The following is a 23,497-nucleotide window of genomic DNA, read 5'->3' on the forward strand; positions in this document are numbered from 1 at the left end:
CCACCGGGCACGAGAAGGGTAGATCCAGCCGCCCTCCCCTCTGCCGCTCAGGAGGCCGCACGTGCTCAAAGGCATCGACGTCAGCTCGTACCAGTCCACATTCGAGACGGACGGCATCTCCTTCGTCATCATCAAGGCGACAGAGGGCCGTTCGTACGTCAACCCGAGGCTGACGGCCCAGACGAAGCGAGCACGGGACGGCGGCTGCGTGGTCGGCTTCTACCACTTCCTGTGGCCGGGGAACATCACGGCCCAGGCGGAGTACTTCGTCAGCAAAGCCCCTGAGAAGTCAGGGGACTTGCTGGCGGTGGACTGGGAGTGGACGGGGGACCGCACGCGCGCGAGCAACGCGGAGAAGGACCGGTTCATCCGGGAGGTGAAGCGGTTGCGGCCTTCTCATAAGACGTTGCTCTACACGAACCGCGACTTTTGGTTGAACTACGACACCACGTCCTACGCCGGCGACGGCCTCTGGATCGCCGACTACGTCACGGCGGGCAAGCCCCGCATCCAGGCGGACTGGCGCATCCACCAGTACACGTCGACGCCACTGGACAAGAATGTGGCGGACTTCGCCAGCGAGGACGCGCTGCGGGACTGGGCCAAGCCGTAGCCACCCCCGCCGCGCGACCGGTGGCGGGTCAGGCGCGCCACTCCGCCGTGCGCTCGGGAGAGGCCTCGGACAGGGCCTTGGTGACGGCTTCGGTGTCCTTGGCCAGGCCGTAGACCGGGGTGCCCGGCTGCTGACGCCAGGACTCGTCCTGGCCGCCCGTGTCGACGGTGTCGAAGCCGATCTCGTCGAGGAGATCGCGTACGACCTTCTTGGCGGCCTCGTCGTCGCCGGCCACCGGGAGGGCGACGCGGCCGGGGGTGCCCTTGGGCTGGGGCTTGTCGAGGATGTCGTGGGCGTAGGTGCCGTTGAAGGCCTTGATCACCGGGTGGCCGATTTGGCGCTCGGTCCAGCGGCTCTCCGTCAGGCCCTCCTCGATTTCGGCGATCTTCCCGTCGCGCTGCTGCGGGTAGTAGTTGCCGGTGTCGATGACGGCGACGTTCTCGGCGGCGCCGTCGAGGAAGCCGGACGGCAGGTCCGGTACGGCCTTCAGGGGGATCGTCACGACGACGACCTCCGCGTTGTGTGCGGCCTCCTCGACCGTCACGGCCTTGGCTCCGGTCTCTTCGACGAGTGCCGTGAGGGTGTGCGGGCCGCGGGAGTTCGCCACGGACACGTCGTGACCGACGGCCGTGAGGCGACGGGTGAGGTTGCCGCCGATGTTGCCCGCGCCAATGATGCCGATCTTCATGACTGACCCCTCCGGGGTAGGTTCGCCGGTGTCGTAACGGAGCCAACCTCCGGATCGGCTGCGATATTCCGGCTCTCGGTTCGCGCGGCCACCCGCCGTTCCCGCGCCGCACGCAGCAGCAGGAAGATCAGCAGCCCGAACGGCGAGAAGAGGATCGTCAGGACCAGGAGCGGCCCCGTCACCAGCGGATGGATGCCGATGCGCCGCGCCTCGTGGTACATCCACTGTCCGATCAGCAGGTCCCAGGCGATGACCTGGGCCCAGATGGCGCCCGCCCCGTTGGCGAGGACGAGCAGCTCGCGGAAGCCGTCGATGTCCGGGTTGCTCACGGCTGCCCAGAGTTCCGGGAGGACCGGCAGCGCCATCGCCACGTAGACGGCGAGGATCGGTACGACGGTGAGGGGCGAGGCGGCGACGCGGGCCGTCGTTCGCCATCCCGGCGCGAAGATCATGAGCAGCCAGACCGGTGCGGCCAGCCAGAAGGAGAGTTCGAAGAGGATTCCGGTCATGCCACGAGCTCCTTGTCGTCGTCGGTGTCGGTGCTTCCGGGCGTCTGAACCGGTCCGCTGCCAGGGCCGGTTGGCGCCCGGAGGGCTACGAAGGTGCCGGCTGCCGTGGCGGCGAGGATCAGCCCCGCAGCCGTGAGTGTCGTGCCGTCCGGGTGGATGAGCGGCTGGCCGCGCAGTGCCTGCCAGGTGACGAGGGCGAAGGCGGCGGCGTACGCGGCCGATGCGATGAGCACGAGCCGCAGGCGCACTCGTCCGTCGGCGAGCAGGTCGAAGCGGGGGCGTGCCGCGAGCGCGGTCAGCGCCATGAGGAGCAGGGGGAGCAGCTGGAGTGCGTGCATGCCGACGAAGTGCGGGACGCGCAGGTCGCCACCCGTGGTCGACCAGCCGGTGAGCGGCATGGAGGGGCCGCCGTCCGGTACGCCGACGCTGTGCGCGCCGACGACCGGGGAGGAGCCCCGCTCCTGAGCGGGCGTCGGCCGGGTCATCAGGAACCCGATGGCTGCCCCGGCGAGCGCGAGCGTGATCCCGCAGCGCAGTGCCCAGGCCGACGCGCGGTCGGCGATCCTGGCGCGCAGCAGCAGCACGGCGATGAGCAGGGTGCCGAGCCACAGGATGACGACGGTGACGGCCATCGCGTTGAACAGGGCTTCGTCGAAGGGGGTTTGCTGGTTGAAGTGGCTGCGCTTCCCGCGCACCACCTGCCCGGTGATGATCACCATCTCGGCGAGGCTCGCCACGGCGACGACCGTGCCCGCCCACCAGCCGGCTTTCTGGCCGCGGTCCAGGAGCGACAGCATCCAGGCGAGCGAGAGCCCGTACGCGATGAACGAGACGGAGAACTTGAACGGCTTGAACCAGATCGGCGCGCCCACGAGGACGCGGTCGTCGACGGCGAGGCCAATGGCGGAGACGACGGCCAGGGTCGCCATGGAGGCGGAGAACACCACGAGTGGCCGGTGCCAGGAACTCCATAAAGGCATGTAGATCCCCCTGCTTTGACGGCGATGCGGAGACGGGCACGGCACCGACGGCCACTTATAGATAGTGGCGCTGTCCGCTATCCGATAGCGCCACTATCTATGATGTGGGTGTGGGATGGCAAGGGCGGACAGAGGAATGGACAGAGGAGTGGACAGGCCGTGCGCATTGGTGAGTTGAGCCGCAGGACCGGTGTGCCGGTGCCGACGATCAAGTACTACGTCCGTGAAGGGCTGCTGCCGCCAGGCGAGTTGAGCAGCCCGAACCAGGCCCAGTACGACGACGCGCACGAGCGCAGGCTGCGTCTCATCCGGGCGCTGCTTGACGTGGGCGGCCTGAAGGTGGCCGCGATCGCGGAGGTGCTCGGCGCGGTCGACGACCCCGGGCGCCCGCTGCACAAGGTGCTGGGTGCCGCCGCGGACCGGCTCGGTTCCGCGGGGGGAGCGGAGGACGACGCGGAGGCGGAGACCGCGCGGACGGCGGTCGAGGAACTGATCGCGCGCCGCGGCTGGCGCACCCACGAGTCGAACCCCGCGGCCGCCGACCTGTCACGGGCCCTGGCCGCCATGGGCAGGGTCGGCCACGGGGCGTTCACGGAACTGCTCGACGAGTACGCCGACGCCGCCGAGCTGGTCGCCCGCGCCGACCTCGGCTACGTGAGCCGGCGGGCGACCGTCGAAGATCTGGTGGAGAGCGTGGTGATCGGCACGGTCCTGGGGGAGGCGGTGTTCAGCGCGCTGCGGCGGCTCGCTCACGTGAACGCGTCGGCGCGGTTGTACGGGGCCGATGGTGTGGGGCGCGAGGGGCGGGGCGGGGGAGTGGGCGCCAGGGGCGAGGGCTAGTCGCGGGCCGGCAACCGGCCGAGGGTGTCCTGGAGTTCGGTCTGCGCCACGCGTGCCGCCTCCTCCGCGTCCTTCGCCTCGACGGCCCGTACGAGGGCGGCATGGGCGGCGTCGCCGTGGCTCGTCTCCTCGGTGCGTACGTCGATCAGATCGAGGAGGTTGAGCAGGCCCTCCCGCAGCACGGGGGCGAACTCCGCGAAGAGGTCCGTGAGGACGGGGTTGTGGGCCGCCGCCACGACGGCCGCGTGCAGGGCGATGTCGGCGTCGATGAAAGCGGCGTCGCTCGCGGACGCGGTGGCCCTGCGACCTTCGAGCGCGGCGCGCATCGCGGTGATGTCCTCGTCGGTGCGCCGCATCGCCGCGAGGCGTGCCGCCTGGACCTCCACCAGCATCCGCACCTCGTACACGTCCGACACCGCCGCCCGCCGCAGCCGTGTCGGCCAGTCCGCGACCGGCTCGGTCGCGATGACGAAGACACCGGCGCCCTGCCGGGACTTGACGAGTCCGGCCCCGGCGAGCGAGCGCAGTGCCTCGCGGACGGTGGAGCGGCCGATGCCGAGTTCTCTGGCCAGGGTCGTCTCGCCGGGGAGCTTGCTGCCGATGGGCCACCGGCCGCCGGTGATCTGCTCGCGCAGGCGCTTGGTGGCCTGTTCGACCAGGGGGCTGGGACGCAGGGAGCCGAGCGGCATGCGGGGGCCTTCCCGGAACGTGAAGTTGTCTGAGGAGTACTTGTCTGAGGAGCTGACGTGTGCCTAGTGTCGGCCCATGATCTTCTGCGGTCTCCTTCTTCTCGGCTGCCGCGGCGGGGCCTGAAGCGACCGGCACCCCGCCGCGGGGTGCCGTGCTGCCGGTCGGCTGCCGACCGAGCCGAGAGGCCACCGTGAAATCCCCTGCGTATCCGTCCGCGCATCCGTCCGCGGAACCGTCTGTGCATCCGTCCGCGTACCAGTGGAACCCCCAGCGCCCGAGCCCCATGCCGCACCACCGCTACCGCCCCTGCGAGGACCGCGTCACCGTCCCCTCGCAGGACCGTGGCTGGCCGGGCAACCGCATCGAGCGCGCACCCCTCTGGGTCCCCGTCGACCTGCGGGACGGCAATCAGGCGCTCGCCGAGCCGATGGACCCGGCCCGCAAGCGGCGCTTCTTCGACCTGCTGGTCTCGATGGGGTTCAAGGAGATCGAGGTCGGCTATCCGTCGGCCAGCCGCGCCGACTTCGACTTCGTGCGCGACCTCGCCGCGCTCAGCGCGAGCGGCGGCATCCCCGATGACGTGAGCATCGTCGTCTTCACGCCCGCCAAGCCCGACCTGATCGACCGCACCTTCGACTCGATCGAGGGCCTGCCCCGCGCCGTCGTGCACCTCTACATCCCCACCTCGCCCGTCTGGCGCGACGTGGTGCTCGGGCGCTCGCGCGCACAGGTGCGTGACGTCGTGACGGAAGCCGCCGCGCACATGGCGCGCCTGGCCGACGCGCGGCCGGGCGCGGACATCCGGTTCCAGTTCTCGCCGGAGACCTTCAACCTCACCGAGCCCGACTACGTAATCGAACTCTGCGACGGGCTCACCGAGTTGTGGGACGCGAGCCCCGAACGGCCCGTCACCCACAACCTGCCCGCGACCGTCGAGATCGCGACCCCGAACGTGTACGCCGACCAGATCGAGTACCTGCACCGCCACCTCGCCCGGCGCGCATCCGTCATCCTCTCCGTCCACCCCCACAACGACCGCGGCACGGGCGTCGCCTGCGCCGAACTCGCCGTCCTGGCCGGGGCGCAGCGCGTCGAGGGCTGCCTCTTCGGCAACGGCGAGCGCACCGGGAACGTGGACCTGGTGACCCTGGCCCTCAATCTGTACGCCCAAGGCGTCGACCCCATGGTCGACTTCTCGGACATCGACGCCGTGCGCGAGGTGGTCGAGCACTGCAACCGGCTGCCCGTGCACCCCCGCCACCCCTACGCGGGCGACCTCGTCCACACCGCGTTCTCCGGCACCCACCAGGACGCCATCAGCAAGGGGTTCGCCCACCACGCGCGCAGGGCAGCCGAGTTGGGGGTCACGGAGGGCGAGGCGCCGTGGGACATGCCGTATCTGCCCATCGACCCCGCCGACATCGGGCGCAGCTACGAAGCCGTCATCCGCGTCAACTCCCAGTCCGGCAAGGGGGGAATGGCGTATCTGCTGCGGACCCGGCACAGCCTTGACCTGCCGCAGCGCATGCGCCCCGACTTCTCACGCGTGGTCCAGGACGCCACCGACGACAGCGGTCAGGAGGCGAGCGCCAAGGAGCTGTACGAGCTGTTCCGCGCGACCTACGTCGCACCGGGGCGGGGCGGCGGCGAGGTGGAGCTGATCTCCTGGACCACCGACCGAGCCCCGGACGGCGCCCACCGCTTCGTCTGCACCCTCCAAGTAGGCGACCGCGCGGGGGACTTCGAGGGCGTGGGCAACGGCCCTCTGTCCGCCTTCGTCGAGGCGCTCGCCGCCGCGGGGATCACCGTCGACATCCTCGACTACTCCGAACACGCCACCGGGGCCGGCGGCGCCAGCGAGGCCGTCGCGTACGCGGAGTGCCGGGTGGGCGGCGTGGTCCGGTGGGGCGCGGGCCTCGACACCTCGGTCCTGACCGCGTCCGTGCAGGCCGTGCTCGCCGCGGTGAACCGGGCGGCGGTCACCCGATGACCACAGCCGTCCCCGTGCTGCACGCCGCGGACGTCACCGTCGTCCGCGAAGGGCGCCCCATCCTCGAAGAGGTCACGCTCACCGTCCGCCCCGGCGAGCACTGGGCGCTGCTCGGCGCGAACGGTGCCGGCAAGTCGACCCTGCTCAGCCTCTGCGGAGCCGTCACCCACCCCACGCACGGCACGGTCGAGGTCCTCGGCCGCCGCCTCGGCAGCGTCGACCTGCGGGATCTGCGCGCCTACGTAGGGCATGTGAACCCGCGCCACCCACTCCGCTCGCCCCTGCGGGTACGCGACGTCGTCCTCACCGGGCTCACCAACAGCGTGGAACCGCTGCCCCGATGGCGCCCCACACCAGAGCAGGAGGAGCAGGCCGACCGCCTGATCGCCATGCTCGACCTCGCACACCGCACGGACGCGCGCTGGCCCACGCTTTCCCAGGGCGAGCGCGGCCGGACCCTGATCGCACGCGCGCTGATGCCGCGCCCGCGGCTCGTCCTGCTCGACGAACCGGCCACCGGGCTCGATCTCGCGGGCCGCGAGCGCCTCCTCGACAGCCTGGACGCCCTGCGCGAGAGTCATCCCGAGCTCGCCACGGTCCTGGTCACACACCACCTGGAGGAGCTCCCGGCCGGTACGACGCACGCGCTGCTGCTGCGCGACGGCCGCGCGCTCGCCTCCGGCGCCGTGGACGACGTGCTGACCAGCGACCAGATCAGCAAGTGCTTCGACCACCCGGTGCGCCTCGAGCGCACCGAGGGGCGGTGGAGCGTACGGGCGGCGCGGCGTCCCCGCTGAGCACGCCGTACACGTACGACGTGAAGGGGCCCGGCACACACGCGTGCCGGGCCCCTTCCGCGTCGTACCCGCCTACTTGTTCAGCTTGTTCAGGCTTGCCCAGAACTCGTCGAAGGACAGGCGCTTGTCCTTGTCCGTGTCCTTCGTGCCTATCACGGCCTCGGCGACGGTCTCGGTGACGTAGAAGTCCCCCATCTGCGCCATGGCCGACTTCCACTCGGCCGCCGTGATGAAGCCGTCGCCGTCCGCGTCGAACCGCTCGAACGTCTTACGCGCTTCCTCGATGTCCGCCACCGGATCCACCCCTTCTTCGTGCACTACTGACGAGGGTCAGGGTATCGGCCGTCCGAGAACGCGATCACTAGGAGTACGCCCATGGCCAGAGGGAGGCGCCTCAGCACTCGATGATGTTCACCGCGAGACCGCCCCGCGCCGTCTCCTTGTACTTCACGCTCATGTCGGCGCCGGTGTCCTTCATGGTCTTGATGACCTTGTCGAGGGACACCTTGTGGCTGCCGTCGCCGCGCATCGCCATCTTCGCCGCGGTGACGGCCTTCACGGCCGCCATGCCGTTGCGCTCGATGCACGGGATCTGGACGAGCCCCCCGACCGGGTCGCAGGTCAGGCCGAGGTTGTGCTCCATGCCGATCTCGGCGGCGTTCTCGACCTGCTCGGGGGAGCCGCCGAGCACCTCGGCGAGGGCGCCGGCCGCCATCGAGCAGGCGGAGCCGACCTCGCCCTGGCAGCCGACCTCGGCGCCGGAGATCGAGGCGTTCTCCTTGAAGAGCATGCCGATGGCGCCCGCCGCGAGCAGGAAGCGGACCACGCCGTCCTCGTCGGCCCCGGGGATGAAGTTCATGTAGTAGTGCAGGACTGCCGGGATGATGCCCGCGGCGCCGTTCGTCGGGGCGGTCACGACCCGGCCGCCCGCGGCGTTCTCCTCGTTCACCGCCATCGCGTACAGCGTGATCCACTCCATGGAGCGGGCCAGCGGATCGCCCTCGGCGCGCAGCTGCCGCGCCGAGTTCGCGGCGCGGCGGCGGACCTTGAGGCCGCCCGGCAGGATGCCCTCGCGGGACATGCCGCGCGAGACGCAGGACTGCATGACGCCCCAGATGTCGAGCAGACCCGAGCGGATCTCCTCGTCGGTGCGCCACGCCTTCTCGTTCTCCAGCATCAGCGCGGAGATGGAGAGGCCGGTCTCCTCGGTCAGGCGCAGCAGCTCGTCACCGGTGCGGAACGGGTGCTTGAGGACCGTGTCGTCCGGCACGATCGGGTTCTCGCCGGCCACCGCGTCGTCGTCGACCACGAAGCCGCCGCCCACGGAGTAGTACGTCTTCTCCAGGACGAGCCCGCCGTCGCGGTCGTACGCGAAGATCGTCATGCCGTTGGCGTGGTACGGCAGGGCCTTGCGGCGGTGCAGGACCAGGTCCTCGTCGAAGTCGAAGTCGAGCTCGTGCATGCCGAGGACGTTGAGGTGGCCGCTCGACTTGATCTGCTCGACGCGGTCGTCCGCCGACTCCACGTCGACCGAGCGCGGTGACTCGCCCTCCAGGCCGAGCAGGACCGCCTTCGGGGTGCCGTGGCCGTGGCCCGTCGCGCCGAGCGAGCCGTAGAGCTCGGCCCGTATCGCGGTGGTGTGGGCCATCAGGCCCTCGTTCTTGAGGCGGCTCGCGAAGATGCGTGCGGCGCGCATGGGACCGACCGTGTGGGAGCTGGACGGGCCGATGCCGATCGAGAACAGGTCGAAGACCGAGAGGGCCACGAGAAACTCCAATGGTGGTTGGTAGACGCCGTTGTCTGCCAGAGCATTCAGCGGCGCGACAGCGCCTCGGTTGAGGGTGGTGGCGGGCGACGGGTGGGCGGTGCAGAAAGCGGGGCATGGGCCGGGGCACCGCACTCACTGTCCTCACTGTCCAGTGTGCGCGGTGCCCCGAAGGTCCGTACGAAAGAAAGCGTACGAAAATGCTACAGGTTGGGGTACAGCGGGTGCTTCTCCGCCAAGGCGGAGACGCGGGCCTTGAGCGACTCCGTGTCGACGTCGCCCGGCTTCAGCGCCTCGGCGATGACGTCGGCGACCTCACGGAAGTCGTCCTCCTGGAAGCCACGGGTCGCGAGCGCGGGCGTACCGATCCGCAGACCCGATGTGACCATCGGGGGGCGCGGGTCGTTCGGGACCGCGTTGCGGTTGACCGTGATGCCGACCTCGTGGAGGCGGTCCTCGGCCTGCTGGCCGTCCAGCTCGGAGTTGCGCAGGTCCACCAGGACCAGGTGCACGTCCGTGCCGCCGGACAGGACGTCGACGCCGACGGCCTTCGCGTCGTCCTGCACCAGGCGCTCGGCCAGGATGCGGGCGCCGTCCAGGGTGCGCTGCTGGCGCTCCTTGAACTCCTCCGAGGCCGCGACCTTGAAGGAGACGGCCTTGGCGGCGATCACGTGCTCCAGGGGGCCGCCCTGGAAGCCGGGGAAGACCGCGGAGTTCAGCTTCTTCGCGAACGCCTTGTCGCGGGCCAGGATGACGCCGCCGCGCGGGCCGCCGAGCGTCTTGTGCGTGGTGGAGGTGACCACGTCCGCGTACGGCACCGGGTTCGGGTGCAGGCCGGCGGCGACGAGACCGGCGAAGTGCGCCATGTCGACCCACAGCTTCGCGCCGACCTCGTCGGCGATCCGGCGGAACTCCGCGAAGTCCAGCTGACGCGGGTAGGCGGACCAGCCCGCGATGATCACCTTGGGGCTGTTCTCCTTGGCCAGGCGCTCGACCTCGGCCATGTCGACCAGACCGGCCTCGTCCACGTGGTACGCGACCACGTTGAACTGCTTGCCGGAGAAGTTCAGGCGCATGCCGTGGGTGAGGTGGCCGCCGTGCGCCAGGTCGAGGCCGAGGATCGTGTCGCCGGGCTGGGCGATCGCGAAGAGGGCGGCCTGGTTGGCGGAGGCGCCGGAGTGCGGCTGGACGTTGGCGTACTCGGCGCCGAACAGGTCCTTGATCCGGTCGATCGCGATCTGCTCGGTGACGTCGACGTGCTCGCAGCCGCCGTAGTAACGGCGGCCGGGGTAGCCCTCGGCGTACTTGTTGGTGAGGACCGTGCCCTGGGCCTCCATGACGGCGACCGGAGCGAAGTTCTCCGAGGCGATCATTTCCAGGGTGGACTGCTGGCGGTGGAGCTCGGCGTCGACGGCGGCGGCGACGTCCGGGTCCAGCTCGTGGAGAGGGGTGTTGAGAAGCGACATCAGGTGGTCCCTAGGGGTCTTCGGGGGGCTTCAGCTGCCGGAGAACTCGGTGTACTCGTCCGCGGAGAGCAGGTCCTTCGGCTCCTCCGTGATCCGTACCTTGAAGAGCCAACCACCCTCGAACGGGGCGGAGTTGACCAGCGACGGGTCGTCCACGACGTCCTGGTTCGACTCGACGACCTCACCGGTCACCGGCGAGTACAGGTCGCTGACCGACTTGGTCGACTCGAGCTCGCCGCACGTCTCGCCCGCGGTCACCGCGGCGCCGGCCTCGGGAAGGTCGGCGTAGACGACGTCACCGAGCGCGTTGGCCGCGTGCTCCGTGATTCCGACCGTCGCCACACCGTCCGCGGCGGCCGAGAGCCACTCGTGCTCCTTGCTGTAACGCAGCTGCTGGGGGTTGCTCATGACCTGAATTCTCCTGTACGCGGGTGGGTGCTGGTGAACGACGCTGTTGTGCGGGGTATCACTTCTGGCGCTTGTAGAACGGCAGCGCCACGACCTCGTACGGCTCGTGCGTGCCCCGGATGTCCACGCCGACACCCTCGGTGCCGGGCGCCGCGTGCGCCGCGTCCACGTACGCGATGGCGATCGGCTTGCCCAGCGTCGGGGAGGGGGCACCCGAGGTGACCTCGCCGATGACCTTGCCGTCCGCGACCACGGAGAAGCCCGCGCGCGGGATGCGGCGGCCCGACGCGATCAGGCCGACCAGCTTGCGCGGGGGAGCGGTCTCGGCGCGCTCGGCGGCGGCCGCGAGCGCCGCGCGCCCCACGAAGGTGTCGGACTGCGAGGTCTTCTCGAACTTCACGACCCGGCCGAGGCCCGCGTCGAAGGGCGTCAGCTCCGCGGTCAGCTCGTGCCCGTACAGCGGCATGCCCGCCTCCAGGCGGAGGGTGTCGCGGCAGGAGAGCCCGGCGGGGACCAGGCCGACGGGCTCGCCCGCCTCCATCAGCGCGCCCCACAGCTTCTCGGCGTCACCGGGCGCGACGAACAGCTCGAAGCCGTCCTCGCCGGTGTAGCCGGTGCGGGCGATCAGCGCGGGCACGCCCGCGACCGTGCCGGGCAGGCCCGCGTAGTACTTCAGGTTGTCCAGGTCGGCGTCCGTGACTGATTTCAGGATGCCGGGGGACTCGGGGCCCTGGACGGCGAGCAGGGCGTACGCGTCGCGGTCGTCGCGGACCTCGGCGTCGAAGCCGTCGGCGCGTGCGGTGAGCGCGTCGAGCACGACCTGGGCGTTCGAGGCGTTGGCGACCACCATGTACTCAGGGGCCTCGGGCTCGCCGAGCCGGTAGACGATCAGGTCGTCCAGGATGCCGCCGTCCTCGGCGCAGATCATCGTGTAGCGGGCGCGGCCGACGCCGATGGAGCCGATGTTGCCGACCAGCGCGAAGTTCAGGAAGTCCACGGCCTCGGGGCCGGTGACCGTGATCTCGCCCATGTGGGAGAGGTCGAAGAGACCGGCCTTGGTGCGCACGGCGACGTGCTCGTCGCGCTCACTGCCGTAGCGCAGCGGCATGTCCCAGCCCGCGAAGTCGGTCATGGTCGCGCCGAGCGCACGATGCACGGCATCGAGTGCGGTCAGACGGGGGACGGTACTCATTCGTTGAACTCCCAGGGCATGACGGGCGAGGTCGGTCCTCCCCATCTGTCATCGGAACCTGAGAGGTTCACCACGACCCGGCCGTACGCACTCGTACGTCTCGTACATCTCATACAAGGGGGGTCATGACTTGCACCTTGGGTGGAGCCGCCGGGGCGGCCCGCTTTTCAGATGTGCCTCGCCCGCGCGGTACGGGGCCTGAGAGATTCAAGGGAGGGACTTGCTCCTTCGGCGCCCCGGTGCGTCCTGCGACGGCGACCGGGGACTCTCCCGCGCGGATTCAAACGGCCTGTATGGAGTTTGCGCGCACATCATTGCACGCGCCCCCGTCACAGGGCAGTGCCAGTCCAGTAATGCCCTTGTTCCGCATTACCTTCTCTTTACACTTGCCGGGGAAGCTGCGGTAAGCAGGTACGTGACCGCTATGGGGAGGCCGATCACGGTGCGCAGGACGAGCGTCTACGCGACCAACACAGGGGTGGCCCTGCCCAAACAGGCTGCCGCCCCCACCAGGGAGAGCTGCGGCCCCCTGCCGGCGGCCGTCGTCCGCGACCTGCGGCAGCGGACCGGACACAGCCCGCACCGCCTCACGTTCGGCGCGGGCGATCTCGTCGTCGTCTCCGGTCTGCCGGGCAGCGGCAAGTCCACGCTGATGAGCCGAGCCGTCGCGGGCCCGCGGATCGACTCCCAGGACACCCGCGACCGCTGGGCACGGCGCATGCCGGGCCTGCTGCCGTACGCGGTGTACCGCCCCTTGGTCCGCCTCGCGCACTACGCGGGGCTGCGCAGGGCCCTGCGCTCCGGCGAGGGCGTCGTGGTGCACGACTGCGGCACCCAGGCCTGGGTGCGCCGCTGGCTGGCCCGCGAGGCCGCGCGGCGCGGCACGACCCTGCACCTGCTGCTGCTCGACGTACCGCCGGACACCGCCGTGGAGGGCCAGCTCGCGCGCGGCCGCGGCGTGTCGCGGTACGCCTTCGCGCGGCACCGCAGGACGGTCGGCCGGCTCGTCGGCGCCGCCGAGCGCGGTGACCTGCCGCGGGGCTGCGGCTCGGCGGTGCTCCTCGACCGGACGGCGGCCGGTGTGCTGCGGGGGATCGGCTTCGGGGACTGACCGCCCGCCGTGAGCCGTCCGCCACGTTAGGGTCGTGCCGCAGGCAGAGCGGGACAGAGCAGGGGTTGGACAGATGGACATTCCGGCGCAGGCACACGCCCATCCCTCCGGGGGATGGCCGGGCAACGAACTCGAAGAGGTGCTCGCGGCAGCCCTGGGCACCCCCGGCGCACCGCAGCCGTCCGCGGCGGCCCGCATCGTCGAGGTGCTCGGCCGCAGCCCCGTCTGGATCCCGCTGCCGAACGGCGGCGCCCCGGACAGCGGCACCCTCGACCTGCCCACGCTGGAGATCGAAGGCCAGGCGTACGTCCCCGTCTTCAGCTCGCAGCAGCAGTTCCAGCACGTCACCGGCGGCCGGATGGGCTGCACCGTGGCGCCCGCCGTGGAGTTCGCGCGCGGCCTGCCCCCGCAGCTGGGCATCGCGGTCAACCCCGACGGCACGGTCGGTGTGCCCCTGCCGCCGCTCGCCGTCGCCGAGCTGTGCCGCGCCGGGCGCACCCCGCTGGACGGCCCCGCGAGCGGCGGCCGCGTGCGCCTCTTCGAGCCGGACTGGCAGGAGGACCCGGTGGACTTCCTGTCCGCCGCCGCCCACGAGTTCGAGGCCACCGGGGTCGTCCTGAGCGCCCGCCGCTGCCTGGCCAGCGTCGAGGGAGACACGCCCTCGCTGTTCATCGGCGTCGAACTGACCTCCTGGGAGGGTGACGCGCGCGACCTGCCGATGGAGGCCGTGGGCCGGGCGCTCGGCCGGGCTCCTGTGTCCTGGCCGGTGAACCTGGTACTGCTCGACGTGGCCCAGGACCCGGTCGGCGACTGGATGCGTGAGCGGGTGCGGCCCTTCTTCGGCCGGACTCCGGGACACGAGCACGGATATGTGTAGGGACATGTGCAGGTACGTGTGTGAGGGTGCCGTACGTCAAGTCGGCGTCAGGATCGCCGCTTAAGCTGGTTTCATGACCCGGGTCCGCCGGGTCGGCGGGTCGTAGGGTCATCGGGTCATCGCGAAGGGGCGGTTAAGGGTGAGTGCGTCGGGCACGGCTGCGGCCGGGCAGGTCGAGCACATGCTGCGCCAGGTGACGCCGGGGCGCTATGACGCCTACGAGGCGCTCCTGCGGGCGCTCGCCGCCGACCAGGTGTGGATGCTGCTCTGGCACGGCCAGGCCGGATCCCCCGACGCCCAGTACGGGAACATGGAGGTCGAGGGCCTCGGGTACGCGCCCTGCGTGACCTCCGCCCAGGAGCTCTCCGCCAGTGGCTGGAACCGCTCGTACGAAGTGGTCCGCGGGCTCGACATCTCCCGCACCCTCTACCCCGACCACTACGGCCTGTGGCTCAACCCCCACGCCCCCGGCGGCGGCGTCGGCATCCCCTGGCTCGACCTGCGGCGCATCGCGTCGGGCCTGGACCTGCTGCCCGCGGGACCGCTCCGGCTCACCGAGCCGGCCATCGAGATCCCCCAGTTCTACGCCCTGCTCACGCAGAACGCGCACCGCACCCCCGCGGTCCGCTCGCTGCGCCGCGCCTGGGTGCAGCCCGCGCTCGGAGCCCCGTATCTGGCCATCGGCCTCGATGTGTACGACACGTCGCCGGCATCGGTCGACGGGGTGCGCACGATGATGCAGCAGTCGATCGCCGCCGTCCCCGACGGCCTGCCCGTGTCGACCGTCGCGATGTCCGACGGATACGACCCGGTCGCCATGTGGCTGCGCGCCAACGCCCGCCCGTTCTACGACCGCGAGGCCCAGCCCGCCCCTGCGCCCGCGGGCGGGTACGGCTACCCCGCGCAGTACTGAAGCAGGGCGCAACCTGCCCTGACCGTCACGATGTCCGTTCTGATGGCGGAGGGGGCCTATGGGTCCCCGTGGCACCTTGCGACCCAACTGCCCCGTGTTCGCCCCTCGTTCACGTGCGTCCGGATAACGGAACACCTCGATCAGCATCACGGTTGCGCATCCATTCCCCGACAAGTCTGGTAACAGATCGCGACCCCGATGAAGACTCCCGCACCAGGGGCGCTTCGCCCCTGCGTACGACGGACTGATCACGTCGCTACAGCGGCAAGTGCGGGCCGGTCACCACCGGTTGAGAGGGGTCCCTGCCACGATGACGGCACCATTGCATGACACACCTGCGGACGCGGACCCGACAGAGGATGTCGCTCCCGCAGCTGGTGCAGGGGTGAAGAAGGTCGAGGGACGGTCCCTCAAGCAGATCGCGTGGAACCGCCTGAAGCGGGACAAGGTCGCCCTGGCCGGCGGCATCACCGTGCTCGTCCTGGTCCTTGTCGCCGTCTTCGCGCCCCTGATCGTCTCCCTGCTGGGCCACCCGCCCAACGAGTTCCACCAGGACGAGCTGGAAGACCTGACGAACCTGCCCAAGGGCGCCTTCGGCGGCATGAGTTCGGACTTCCTCTTCGGGGTGGAGCCGAACAAGGGCCGCGACGTCTTCAGCCGGATCGTCTACGGCGCCCGGATCTCACTGCTCGTGGCGTTCCTCGCCGCGGTCGTGGCCGTGGTGCTCGGCACCTTCTTCGGCATCATCGCCGGTTACTTCGGCGGCTGGGTCGACGCGACGATCAGCCGGGTCATGGACGTGCTGCTCGCCTTCCCGCAGCTGCTCTTCGTGATCTCCCTGGTCTCGGTGCTCCCCGACGACCTGCTCGGTCTGACCGGCAGTGGCGTCCGCATCGCCGTACTGATCCTGGTGATCGGCTTCTTCGGCTGGCCCTATGTCGGGCGCATCGTCAGGGGCCAGACCCTCAGCCTGCGCGAACGCGAGTACGTCGAAGCGGCCCGCAGCCTCGGCGGCGGTCAACGGCACATCCTCTTCCGTGAGTTGCTGCCGAACCTGGTCGCGCCGATCACCGTGTACGCGACGCTCATGATCCCCACCAACATCCTCACCGAAGCGGCGCTCAGCTTCCTCGGCGCGGGTGTACGCCCGCCGACCGCCTCCTGGGGCGGCATGCTCCGGGACGCGCTCGCGACGTACGAGCACGACCCGATGTTCATGGTCTTCCCCGGCCTGGCGATCTTCGTGACCGTGCTTGCCTTCAACCTCTTCGGAGACGGGCTGCGCGACGCCCTGGACCCCAAGGGAACTCGGTAAACAGCTCCAACTGGCTTGCCCCTGCCGCAGCGTCAGGTGGCTCTTCCCATGGTTCTCAAGGCAGTCAAAGCCTAGGACCGCGAATCTCGGAGGATGCGAGAAATGCCCACAGGTTCCTCTAAACGACGGTTGACCGCAGGCGCGGCCCTCGTCGTGGCGGCGCTGGTGACCACCACGGCGTGCGGCGGCGGCAGCGACGACGACGACAGCAAGGGCGCCGGCTACAACGCGGCCATCGGCAAGGTCGCCAACAAGTCGACGAAAAAGGGCGGAACGCTCAAGTTCATCGCCAAGCAGGACCTGGACTCGGCCGACCCGCAGCGTGCCTACTACGGCATGACGTGGGACTTCATGCGGTTCTACACCCGCACGCTGATCACGTACGACACCAAGCCGGGTGCCGCGTCCAACAAGCTCGTCCCCGACCTCGCCGAGTCCACGGCGAAGATCAGCGACGACGGCAAGACCTACACGTACAAGCTGCGTGACGGCCTCACCTGGGAGGACGGCTCGAAGCTGACCTCCAAGGACATCAAGTACGGCATCGAGCGCATCTGGGCCACCAAGGTCATCACCGGTGGTCCCGGCTACCTGAAGTCCACGCTCGACCCCAAGGGCGAGTACAAGGGCCCCTACGAGGACAAGTCGAAGGACAAGCTGGGTCTGAAGGCGATCGAGACGCCGGACGACAACACCATCATCTTCAAGCTGCCCAAGAAGAACGGCGACTTCGAGCAGATGCTCGCGATGCCGTCGGGCACCCCGGTGAAGCAGTCCGAGGACACCGGCGCCAAGTACACCCAGCGCCCGTTCTCCTCGGGACCGTACAAGTTCCAGAACTACAGCGCGGGCAAGAGCATCACCCTGGTGCGCAACCCGAACTGGAAGAAGTCGTCCGACCCGGTCCGTCCCGCCCTGCCGGACAAGATCTCGGTCACCATCTCGGCGAACCTCGAAGAGAACGACAAGCGCCTGATGGAAGGCGACTACGACATCGACATGAATGGCACCGGCATGACCCAGTCGGGTCGTACCACCGCCATTCAGGACCACAGGGACAACGTCGACAACATGCAGACGGACTTCGTCCGTTACGTCGCCCTGGTGACCAAGACGAAGCCGTTCGACAACGAGGCCTGCCGCAAGGCCGTCTTCTACGCCACGGACTTCGAGGGACTGCAGAAGACCCGTGGCGGCAAGGTCGCCGCCGGTGAGATCGCCACCAGCGTCTTCCCGAAGTCCATCAAGGGTCACGACGACTACGACCCGTACGGCATCAAGAAGCGCAAGGGTGAGCCGGACATCGCCAAGGCGAAGGCCCAGCTCAAGGAGTGCGGCAAGCCGAACGGCTTCTCGACCAAGATCTCGGCGCGCACCAACCAGCCGGGCGAGGTGGACGCCGCCACGGCGCTCCAGGAGCAGCTGAAGAAGGTCAACATCAACGCCGACGTCGACCAGATCGACGGCGCCGACTCCTCCAGCATCACCGGCTCCCCGTCGGTGGTGAAGAAGCGCGGCATCGGCATGACGATGGCGGGCTGGGGTCCTGACTTCCCGACCGGCCAGGGCTACGCCCAGCCGCTGTTCGACAGCCGTTTCATCAACGAGAACGGCAACTACAACGAGTCGCAGATCGACGAGCCGAAGATCGACAAGTACTTCGACGACGCGATCGGCACGGTCGACCCGAACAAGGCCGGTGAGATCTACACCGACCTCGCTCACGAGATCGTCGACAAGGCCTACTGGATGCCCTTCATCTACGAGAAGAACATCAGCTGGCGTTCCTCGCGGGCGACCAACGTCTACTCGTCCGCCGCGTACAGCGGTCGCTACGACTACGTCTCGCTCGGTGTGAGCGACAAGAAGTAGTCCCCGCCGCAAGGCAGCCGCCGCAAGGCAGTCCCACCGCCGAATCCCGCCAGTCCGAAGGGCAGGTGATGGCCCCGGGCGGTGGCCGGGACCCCTCACAAGGGGGTCCCGGCCACTGCCGGGCCGCGCACAGTGCTTGCTTATCTCATCCGGCGCCTGATCGCCGTTGTCATCATGGTGCTGGTCGTACTGCTCGCGACCTTCACCGTCTTCTTCATGTTGCCCAAGTGGGCGGGACAGGACATCGCCGTCCTCTTCGCCGGCAAGTCATCCGGTGCCGAGCAGCTCGCGGGCATCCGGATCAAACTGGGTCTGGACGACCCGCTGCTCGTCCAGTTCTGGGACTTCGTCAAGGGCATCCCGATGGGGCGTGACTACGCCAACGGGTCCGACGTGACCCACTGCCCGGCCCCCTGCTTCGGGTACTCCTTCCGTACCGAGGCGCCCGTCTGGGAGACCCTCAAGGACGCCCTGCCCGTCACCGCGGCGCTCGCCGCCGGTGCCTGCGTGCTGTGGCTGGTCGCCGGTGTCGCCACCGGCGTGCTCTCCGCGCTCAAGCGCGGCACCATCTGGGACCGTTCCGCGATGATCACCGCCCTCGGCGGCGTCTCCCTGCCGGTCTTCTTCACCGGCATGATCGCGATGGGGCTCTTCGTCCACACGCTCGGCTGGGTGAAGATCGAGGACACCCTCACCACGGACGATCCGATCAACATCTGGTTCGAGACCCTGATCCTTCCCTGGATCGTGCTCGCGTTCCTCAACGCCGCCATGTACGCGCGACTCACCCGCGCCACCATGCTGGAAGTGCTCGGTGAGGACTACATCCGCACCGCGCGCGCCAAGGGGCTCGGCGAGGCCGTCGTCATCAGGCGGCACGCGCTGCGCTCCGCCATGACGCCGATCCTCACCGTCTTCGGCCTGGACCTCGGCGTGCTCATGGGCGGCGCCGTCCTGACCGAATCCACCTTCAACCTGCCGGGACTCGGCCTGGAGGCGGTCAAGGCCATCAGCAACAAGGACCTGCCGGTGATCCTCGGCGTCACCTTGTGCGCATCGCTCGCGATCGCCCTGGCCAACCTCGTCGTCGACCTTCTGTACGCCGTCATCGACCCGCGAGTGAGGCTGGGATGACCGAACTGCACAAGACCGGAGCGGCGGTCGGAGAACCCGTCCCCGATTCGGTCGCTCCCACCGCCTTCCTCGAAGTACGCGACCTGAAGGTGCACTTCCCGACCGACGACGGCCTGGTCAAGTCCGTCGACGGGCTCAGCTTCCAGCTGGAGAAGGGCAAGACCCTCGGCATCGTCGGCGAGTCCGGCTCCGGCAAGTCGGTCACCTCGCTGGGCATCCTCGGCCTGCACACCGCCGGGCAGTACGGCGCCCGCAAGCCGCGCCTCTCCGGCGAGATCTGGCTGAACGGCACGGAGCTGCTCAGCGCGGACCCGAACAAGGTGCGCAAGCTGCGCGGCCGCGACATGGCGATGATCTTCCAGGACCCGCTGTCCGCGCTGCACCCGTACTACTCCATCGGCAAGCAGATCATGGAGGCGTACCGGGTCCACCACGACGTGGACAAGAAGGTCGCCCGCAAGCGCGCCATCGAGATGCTCGACCGGGTGGGCATCCCCCAGCCGGACAAGCGGGTCGACAGCTACCCGCACGAGTTCTCGGGCGGCATGCGCCAGCGCGCGATGATCGCGATGGCCCTGGTGAACAACCCGGAGCTGCTCATCGCGGACGAGCCGACGACCGCCCTGGACGTCACCGTCCAGGCGCAGATCCTCGACCTCATCCGGGATCTGCAGAAGGAGTTCGGCTCCGCGGTCATCATGATCACGCACGACCTGGGCGTGGTCGCCGAGATGGCGGACGAACTGCTCGTGATGTACGGCGGACGTTGCGTCGAGCGCGGCACCGCCGAGAAGGTCTTCTACGAGCCCCAGCACCCCTACACCTGGGGCCTGTTGGGGTCGATGCCGCGCATCGACCGCGAGGAGACCGACCGTCTCGTGCCGGTCAAGGGCTCCCCGCCCAGCCTGATCAACCTGCCCGAGGGCTGCGCCTTCAACCCGCGCTGCCCCTACGCCGACATCCCCAAGGACCAGATCACCCGCCGCGAGCGCCCCGACCTGCGTGAGGTGGCGCCGGGTCACTTCTCCGCCTGCCACATGTCGCAGGACGAGCGCACCCGGATCTGGACCGAAGAGATTGCGCCGAACCTGTGAAAGACGACACGAAAGACGCCACGAAAGATCAGGCGAAGGGCCAGGAGATGACGATCCCTGCGCAGACGAAGGGCTCGGCCGAGTCCGGCGAGCCGCTGCTCAAGGTCGACGGCCTGGTGAAGCACTTCCCCATCAAGAAGGGGCTGCTGCAGCGCCAGGTGGCGGCCGTGCAGGCCGTCGACGGTCTCACCTTCGACGTGCGGCCCGGTGAGACGCTCGGCGTCGTGGGCGAGTCCGGCTGCGGCAAGTCGACGATGGGCCGGCTGATCACCCGTCTGCTCGAACCGACCGCGGGACGCGTGGAGTTCGAGGGTGTGGACATCACGCACCTGAACACCGGCAAGATGCGGCCGCTGCGCCGCGACGTGCAGATGATCTTCCAGGACCCGTACTCGTCGCTGAACCCGCGGCACACCATCGGCACGATCGTCGGTGCGCCGTTCAAGCTGCAGGGCGTCAAGCCCGAGGGCGGCCTGAAGAAGCACGTACAGGAGATGCTGGAGCGCGTGGGGCTCAGCCCCGAGCACTACAACCGCTACCCGCACGAGTTCTCCGGCGGTCAGCGCCAGCGCATCGGCATCGCGCGAGCGCTCGCCCTGCGGCCCAAGCTGGTCGTGGCCGACGAGCCCGTCTCCGCCCTGGACGTCTCCATCCAGGCGCAGGTGGTCAACCTCCTGGACGACCTCCAGGACGAGCTCGGTCTCACGTACGTGATCATCGCGCACGACCTCTCGGTGATCCGGCACGTCTCGGACCGCATCGCGGTGATGTACCTCGGCAAGATCGTGGAGCTGGCGGACCGCAAGGACCTCTACTCCACGCCGATGCACCCGTACACCAAGGCGCTGCTCTCGGCCGTGCCCGTGCCCGACCCCAAGCGGCGCGGCGTCAAGAGCGAGCGCATCCTGCTGCGCGGGGACGTCCCCTCGCCGATCGACCCGCCCACCGGCTGCCGTTTCCACACGCGCTGCTGGAAGGCGACGGAGATCTGCGCGAAGACCGAGCCGCCGCTGATCCCCCTCGTCACCGGTCACCAGGTGGCGTGCCACCACCCGGAGAACGCCGAGGACCAGCAGCCGGGCGACACCAAGCTGCTGCAGGTCGCCACGGAGGCGATCGAGGTGGTGTCGGTGGTGAGCAAGGCGGAGGAGACGGCCGAGGAAGCCGCGGCCCCGAAGAAGACCGTCGCGAAGGACGAGGCCCCGAATGGGACCTCGAAGGACGCTCCGGAAGCGGAAACCAAGGGTCAGGCATCAACTGACCAGTAGCTTGCGTGAAGGCGCGACGCGTGACTCAGCCCCCTCCGCAGGGAGGGGGCTGGGGGCTTCCGGGGGCACCACCCACGCAGGATCAGCGACGGCTGTTCACGAAGACGAGCCCGCCCCGCCGCCGCCTCCGGCGCCGCTGCCGCCGCGCAGTGCCGCCCTGGTGAGGCCCGCGGGGGCGGGCAGGTAAGAATGTCGCGTGATCCAGGATCTGTTCAGTCCCTCCGTCCAGCACGCGCTCGACATCGTCGGCATCTTCGTCTTCGCGATCTCCGGCGCCCTGCTCGCCGTGCGCAAGAACTTCGACGTCTTCGGGATCGTCGTGCTCGCCGAGGTCACCGCCCTGGGCGGGGGGATCTTCCGTGACGTGGTCATCGGGGCGGTGCCGCCCGCCGCCTTCGTCGACCTCGGCTACTTCATCACGCCGCTGTTCGCGGCCGCCCTGGTGTTCTTCCTGCACCCGGAGGTGGAGCGCACGCAGCTCGCGGTGAACGTCTTCGACGCCGCGGGCCTCGGACTCTTCTGTGTCACCGGCACCACGAAGGCGTACGACTACGGCCTGGGCCTCACCGCTTCGGCGGCCCTGGGCCTGGCCACCGCGGTGGGCGGCGGCGTGCTGCGCGACATCATCGCCAACGAAGTGCCCTCGCTGGTGCGCTGGGACCGTGACCTGTACGCCGTACCCGCGATCGTCGGCTCCGCGATGGTCGCGCTCTGCATCAACTACGACATGGTGAACGCCTTCACCAGCACCCTCGCCGTCATCACGACCTTCGTCCTGCGGCTGCTGGCGCTGCGCTTCCACTGGCGCGCGCCACGAGCCTGGCACCGGCGGTCGACGGCGGTGGAGGTGGAGGACGCGGCATAGGCGAGACGCGGCGTAGGCGAGCCGGTGCGGGTCTGTCTCGACAGAAAAAGCTACCGCTCAGTAATGAGATGTTGTACGTTGCTGGCATGGCAGAGGCAGCATCCATCACGGCAGCGGTGCCCGCGCGCATCGGCGACAGCGAGTTCGACCGCGACACCGCGGTCACCCGGCGGGAGCCCGGTGTCTACGACATCGATCTCTCCGCGGGCTGGACGATCATCAACGCCGTCAACGGCGGCTACCTCCTCGCGGTCCTCGGCCGCGCGCTGGCCGACGCCCTGCCGCACGCGGATCCCTTCACGGTCTCCGCGCACTACCTGACCGCGTCACACCCCGGGCCCGCCGTGATCCGCACGGACACGGCACGCGCCGGGCGGACCCTGTCGACCGGGCAGGCCTCGCTCTTCCAGTACGACGAGGAGGGGCGCGAGGTCGAGCGGATCCGTGTGCTCGCCTCGTACGGAGACCTGGCGGGCCTTCCCGACGACGTCCGTACGACGGCGAAGCCGCCGGCGCTGCCGCCGCTGGAGCAGTGCTTCGGGCCGCAGGATGCCCCGGACCACCGCCCCGTGCCCGGCAGCTCGGCGATCAGTGACCGGCTCTTCCTGAAGCTGGACCCCTCCACCCTGGGGTGGGCCCTTGGCCAGCCATCCGGCAGGGGGGAGATGCGCGCCTGGTTCGGCCTCGCGGACGGCCGCGACGCGGATCCGCTGTCGCTGCTGCTGGCGGTGGACGCGCTGCCGCCGACGGCCTTCGAGCTTGGCCTCTCCGGCTGGGTTCCTACGGTGGAGCTGACGGTCCACGTCCGGGCCCGTCCCGCACCGGGCCCTCTCCGCGTCTCGATCACCACGCGCAACCTCGCGGGGGGCTTCCTGGAGGAGGACGCGGAGGTCTGGGACTCCGCGGACCGCCTGGTGGCCCAGTCCCGCCAACTGGCGCGGGTCCGTCTGGGCTGATCCCTGAACCGCCGCTTCGCGGCGGATCTTTCCCGCCCACCCACCCGATGCCCCGCGGCTGAGTTCACGTTCTCAGCCCGTCCGGCGTTTGAGGACGAACTCGGCGGAGCCGGTGATGACGGCCACCCAAGGCCCTCGCGCCGAGCGAGTTTTC

General features: G+C 69.6%; 22 protein-coding genes, 1 pseudogene and 1 riboswitch. Of the genes and pseudogenes, 14 read left to right on the forward strand and 9 right to left on the reverse strand.

Translation table 11 applies throughout. The annotated features are described in order from the left end of the window. The first annotated feature begins 61 nt into the window (after positions 1–61). Positions 62–613 (forward strand): glycoside hydrolase family 25 protein, encoded by a 552-nt coding sequence (locus ABXJ52_RS25970; protein ID WP_367045079.1) that lies wholly within the window; start codon positions 62–64, stop codon positions 611–613. A gap of 28 nt (positions 614–641) precedes the next feature. Here ABXJ52_RS25970 and ABXJ52_RS25975 read toward each other — a convergent pair whose 3' ends face one another. The 3 genes and pseudogenes from ABXJ52_RS25975 to ABXJ52_RS25985 form a co-directional block, all read right to left on the reverse strand. Next, positions 642–1,526 (reverse strand): NAD(P)-binding domain-containing protein, encoded by an 885-nt coding sequence (locus tag ABXJ52_RS25975; RefSeq protein WP_367045080.1) that lies wholly within the window; start codon positions 1,524–1,526, stop codon positions 642–644. After that, a pseudogene (locus ABXJ52_RS25980) lies at positions 1,436–1,810 on the reverse strand (ABA4-like family protein); the annotation flags it as partial. The pseudogene ABXJ52_RS25980 and the gene ABXJ52_RS25975, both read right to left, overlap by 91 nt. Further along, on the reverse strand, positions 1,807–2,790 hold the full coding sequence (locus ABXJ52_RS25985) for a hypothetical protein (RefSeq protein ID WP_367045081.1): 984 nt from the start codon (positions 2,788–2,790) through the stop codon (positions 1,807–1,809). The gene ABXJ52_RS25985 and the pseudogene ABXJ52_RS25980, both read right to left, overlap by 4 nt. Before the next feature lie 159 nt (positions 2,791–2,949). Between ABXJ52_RS25985 and ABXJ52_RS25990 the strand changes: the two genes are divergently transcribed. After that, positions 2,950–3,630 (forward strand): MerR family transcriptional regulator, encoded by a 681-nt coding sequence (locus tag ABXJ52_RS25990; protein ID WP_367045082.1) that lies wholly within the window; start codon positions 2,950–2,952, stop codon positions 3,628–3,630. Here ABXJ52_RS25990 and ABXJ52_RS25995 read toward each other — a convergent pair. Then, complete coding sequence (locus ABXJ52_RS25995) at positions 3,627–4,319, reverse strand: FCD domain-containing protein (RefSeq protein WP_367045083.1); 693 nt, start codon at positions 4,317–4,319, stop codon at positions 3,627–3,629. The two genes, ABXJ52_RS25990 and ABXJ52_RS25995, sit on opposite strands and share 4 nt — an antisense overlap. A gap of 284 nt (positions 4,320–4,603) precedes the next feature. On the opposite strand from ABXJ52_RS25995, the gene leuA reads away from it, so the two are divergent. Both leuA and ABXJ52_RS26005 read left to right on the forward strand, forming a co-directional pair. Continuing rightward, positions 4,604–6,310: a 2-isopropylmalate synthase gene (gene leuA / locus ABXJ52_RS26000; RefSeq protein ID WP_367049274.1), complete on the forward strand. Its 1,707-nt coding sequence runs from the start codon at positions 4,604–4,606 to the stop codon at positions 6,308–6,310. After that, positions 6,307–7,107: an ATP-binding cassette domain-containing protein gene (locus ABXJ52_RS26005; protein WP_367045084.1), complete on the forward strand. Its 801-nt coding sequence runs from the start codon at positions 6,307–6,309 to the stop codon at positions 7,105–7,107. The genes leuA and ABXJ52_RS26005 overlap by 4 nt, the downstream gene beginning before the upstream one ends. A 72-nt stretch (positions 7,108–7,179) precedes the next feature. On the opposite strand, the gene ABXJ52_RS26010 is transcribed toward ABXJ52_RS26005, so the two are convergent. From ABXJ52_RS26010 to gcvT, 5 genes are all read right to left on the reverse strand, one after another. Beyond that, positions 7,180–7,401, reverse strand: a complete 222-nt coding sequence (locus tag ABXJ52_RS26010; protein WP_367049276.1) for an EF-hand domain-containing protein — start codon at positions 7,399–7,401, stop codon at positions 7,180–7,182. Positions 7,402–7,501: 100 nt separating this feature from the next. After that, positions 7,502–8,872: an L-serine ammonia-lyase gene (locus tag ABXJ52_RS26015; protein ID WP_367049278.1), complete on the reverse strand. Its 1,371-nt coding sequence runs from the start codon at positions 8,870–8,872 to the stop codon at positions 7,502–7,504. A 203-nt stretch (positions 8,873–9,075) separates the two neighbouring features. After that, the gene (gene glyA, locus ABXJ52_RS26020) at positions 9,076–10,338 is read right to left on the reverse strand and encodes a serine hydroxymethyltransferase (RefSeq protein WP_367045085.1); all 1,263 of its coding nucleotides are present in this window, start codon (positions 10,336–10,338) and stop codon (positions 9,076–9,078) included. A 30-nt stretch (positions 10,339–10,368) separates the two neighbouring features. Further along, positions 10,369–10,746: a glycine cleavage system protein GcvH gene (gene gcvH / locus ABXJ52_RS26025; protein ID WP_367045086.1), complete on the reverse strand. Its 378-nt coding sequence runs from the start codon at positions 10,744–10,746 to the stop codon at positions 10,369–10,371. A 58-nt stretch (positions 10,747–10,804) separates the two neighbouring features. Beyond that, positions 10,805–11,938 carry a glycine cleavage system aminomethyltransferase GcvT gene (gene gcvT / locus ABXJ52_RS26030; RefSeq protein ID WP_367045087.1) on the reverse strand — a complete coding sequence of 378 codons (1,134 nt, stop codon included), beginning with the start codon at positions 11,936–11,938 and terminating at the stop codon, positions 10,805–10,807. A 177-nt stretch (positions 11,939–12,115) separates the two neighbouring features. Then, positions 12,116–12,221, reverse strand: a riboswitch (glycine riboswitch). Positions 12,222–12,374: 153 nt separating this feature from the next. Here gcvT and ABXJ52_RS26035 point away from each other — a divergent pair. From ABXJ52_RS26035 to ABXJ52_RS26080, 10 genes are all read left to right on the forward strand, one after another. After that, positions 12,375–13,049, forward strand: a complete 675-nt coding sequence (locus tag ABXJ52_RS26035; protein WP_367049280.1) for an AAA family ATPase — start codon at positions 12,375–12,377, stop codon at positions 13,047–13,049. Between the two features lie 73 nt (positions 13,050–13,122). Beyond that, the gene (locus ABXJ52_RS26040; protein WP_367045088.1) at positions 13,123–13,926 is read left to right on the forward strand and encodes an enhanced serine sensitivity protein SseB; all 804 of its coding nucleotides are present in this window, start codon (positions 13,123–13,125) and stop codon (positions 13,924–13,926) included. A 139-nt stretch (positions 13,927–14,065) separates the two neighbouring features. Then, positions 14,066–14,839 (forward strand): enhanced serine sensitivity protein SseB C-terminal domain-containing protein, encoded by a 774-nt coding sequence (locus tag ABXJ52_RS26045; protein ID WP_367045089.1) that lies wholly within the window; start codon positions 14,066–14,068, stop codon positions 14,837–14,839. 310 nt (positions 14,840–15,149) lie between these two features. Further along, the gene (locus ABXJ52_RS26050) at positions 15,150–16,154 is read left to right on the forward strand and encodes an ABC transporter permease (protein WP_367045090.1); all 1,005 of its coding nucleotides are present in this window, start codon (positions 15,150–15,152) and stop codon (positions 16,152–16,154) included. A 102-nt stretch (positions 16,155–16,256) separates the two neighbouring features. Continuing rightward, positions 16,257–18,026 (forward strand): ABC transporter substrate-binding protein, encoded by a 1,770-nt coding sequence (locus ABXJ52_RS26055; protein ID WP_367045092.1) that lies wholly within the window; start codon positions 16,257–16,259, stop codon positions 18,024–18,026. 132 nt (positions 18,027–18,158) lie between these two features. Beyond that, a complete protein-coding gene (locus ABXJ52_RS26060; protein WP_367045093.1) occupies positions 18,159–19,160 on the forward strand; it encodes an ABC transporter permease in 1,002 nt (333 codons plus the stop codon). Further along, entirely contained in the window at positions 19,157–20,254 is a 1,098-nt protein-coding gene (locus ABXJ52_RS26065) for an ABC transporter ATP-binding protein (protein ID WP_367045094.1), read from the forward strand. Before ABXJ52_RS26060 ends, ABXJ52_RS26065 begins: the two co-directional genes overlap by 4 nt. Positions 20,255–20,301: 47 nt before the next feature. Then, positions 20,302–21,522: a dipeptide ABC transporter ATP-binding protein gene (locus tag ABXJ52_RS26070; RefSeq protein WP_367045095.1), complete on the forward strand. Its 1,221-nt coding sequence runs from the start codon at positions 20,302–20,304 to the stop codon at positions 21,520–21,522. A gap of 196 nt (positions 21,523–21,718) precedes the next feature. After that, positions 21,719–22,387, forward strand: coding sequence for a trimeric intracellular cation channel family protein (locus ABXJ52_RS26075; protein ID WP_367045096.1), 669 nt, complete (start codon positions 21,719–21,721; stop codon positions 22,385–22,387). Between the two features lie 86 nt (positions 22,388–22,473). Beyond that, positions 22,474–23,343 carry a thioesterase family protein gene (locus tag ABXJ52_RS26080; RefSeq protein ID WP_367045097.1) on the forward strand — a complete coding sequence of 290 codons (870 nt, stop codon included), beginning with the start codon at positions 22,474–22,476 and terminating at the stop codon, positions 23,341–23,343. Positions 23,344–23,497 lie beyond the last annotated feature (154 nt).

Source organism: Streptomyces sp. Je 1-332 (assembly GCF_040730185.1).
GTDB lineage: Bacteria > Actinomycetota > Actinomycetes > Streptomycetales > Streptomycetaceae > Streptomyces.

What these genes read in the sequence shown, in the direction of transcription:
- ABXJ52_RS25985 (WP_367045081.1), bottom strand. Translation starts at nt 2,790, where the DNA reads ATGCCTTTATGGAGTTCCTGGCACCGGCCACTCGTGGTGTTCTCCGCC.
- ABXJ52_RS25995 (WP_367045083.1), bottom strand. Translation starts at nt 4,319, where the DNA reads ATGCCGCTCGGCTCCCTGCGTCCCAGCCCCCTGGTCGAACAGGCCACC.
- leuA (WP_367049274.1), top strand. Translation starts at nt 4,604, where the DNA reads ATGCCGCACCACCGCTACCGCCCCTGCGAGGACCGCGTCACCGTCCCC.
- ABXJ52_RS26005 (WP_367045084.1), top strand. Translation starts at nt 6,307, where the DNA reads ATGACCACAGCCGTCCCCGTGCTGCACGCCGCGGACGTCACCGTCGTC.
- glyA (WP_367045085.1), bottom strand. Translation starts at nt 10,338, where the DNA reads ATGTCGCTTCTCAACACCCCTCTCCACGAGCTGGACCCGGACGTCGCC.
- gcvH (WP_367045086.1), bottom strand. Translation starts at nt 10,746, where the DNA reads ATGAGCAACCCCCAGCAGCTGCGTTACAGCAAGGAGCACGAGTGGCTC.
- gcvT (WP_367045087.1), bottom strand. Translation starts at nt 11,938, where the DNA reads ATGAGTACCGTCCCCCGTCTGACCGCACTCGATGCCGTGCATCGTGCG.
- ABXJ52_RS26040 (WP_367045088.1), top strand. Translation starts at nt 13,123, where the DNA reads ATGGACATTCCGGCGCAGGCACACGCCCATCCCTCCGGGGGATGGCCG.
- ABXJ52_RS26050 (WP_367045090.1), top strand. Translation starts at nt 15,150, where the DNA reads ATGACGGCACCATTGCATGACACACCTGCGGACGCGGACCCGACAGAG.
- ABXJ52_RS26055 (WP_367045092.1), top strand. Translation starts at nt 16,257, where the DNA reads ATGCCCACAGGTTCCTCTAAACGACGGTTGACCGCAGGCGCGGCCCTC.
- ABXJ52_RS26065 (WP_367045094.1), top strand. Translation starts at nt 19,157, where the DNA reads ATGACCGAACTGCACAAGACCGGAGCGGCGGTCGGAGAACCCGTCCCC.
- ABXJ52_RS26070 (WP_367045095.1), top strand. Translation starts at nt 20,302, where the DNA reads ATGACGATCCCTGCGCAGACGAAGGGCTCGGCCGAGTCCGGCGAGCCG.
- ABXJ52_RS26080 (WP_367045097.1), top strand. Translation starts at nt 22,474, where the DNA reads ATGGCAGAGGCAGCATCCATCACGGCAGCGGTGCCCGCGCGCATCGGC.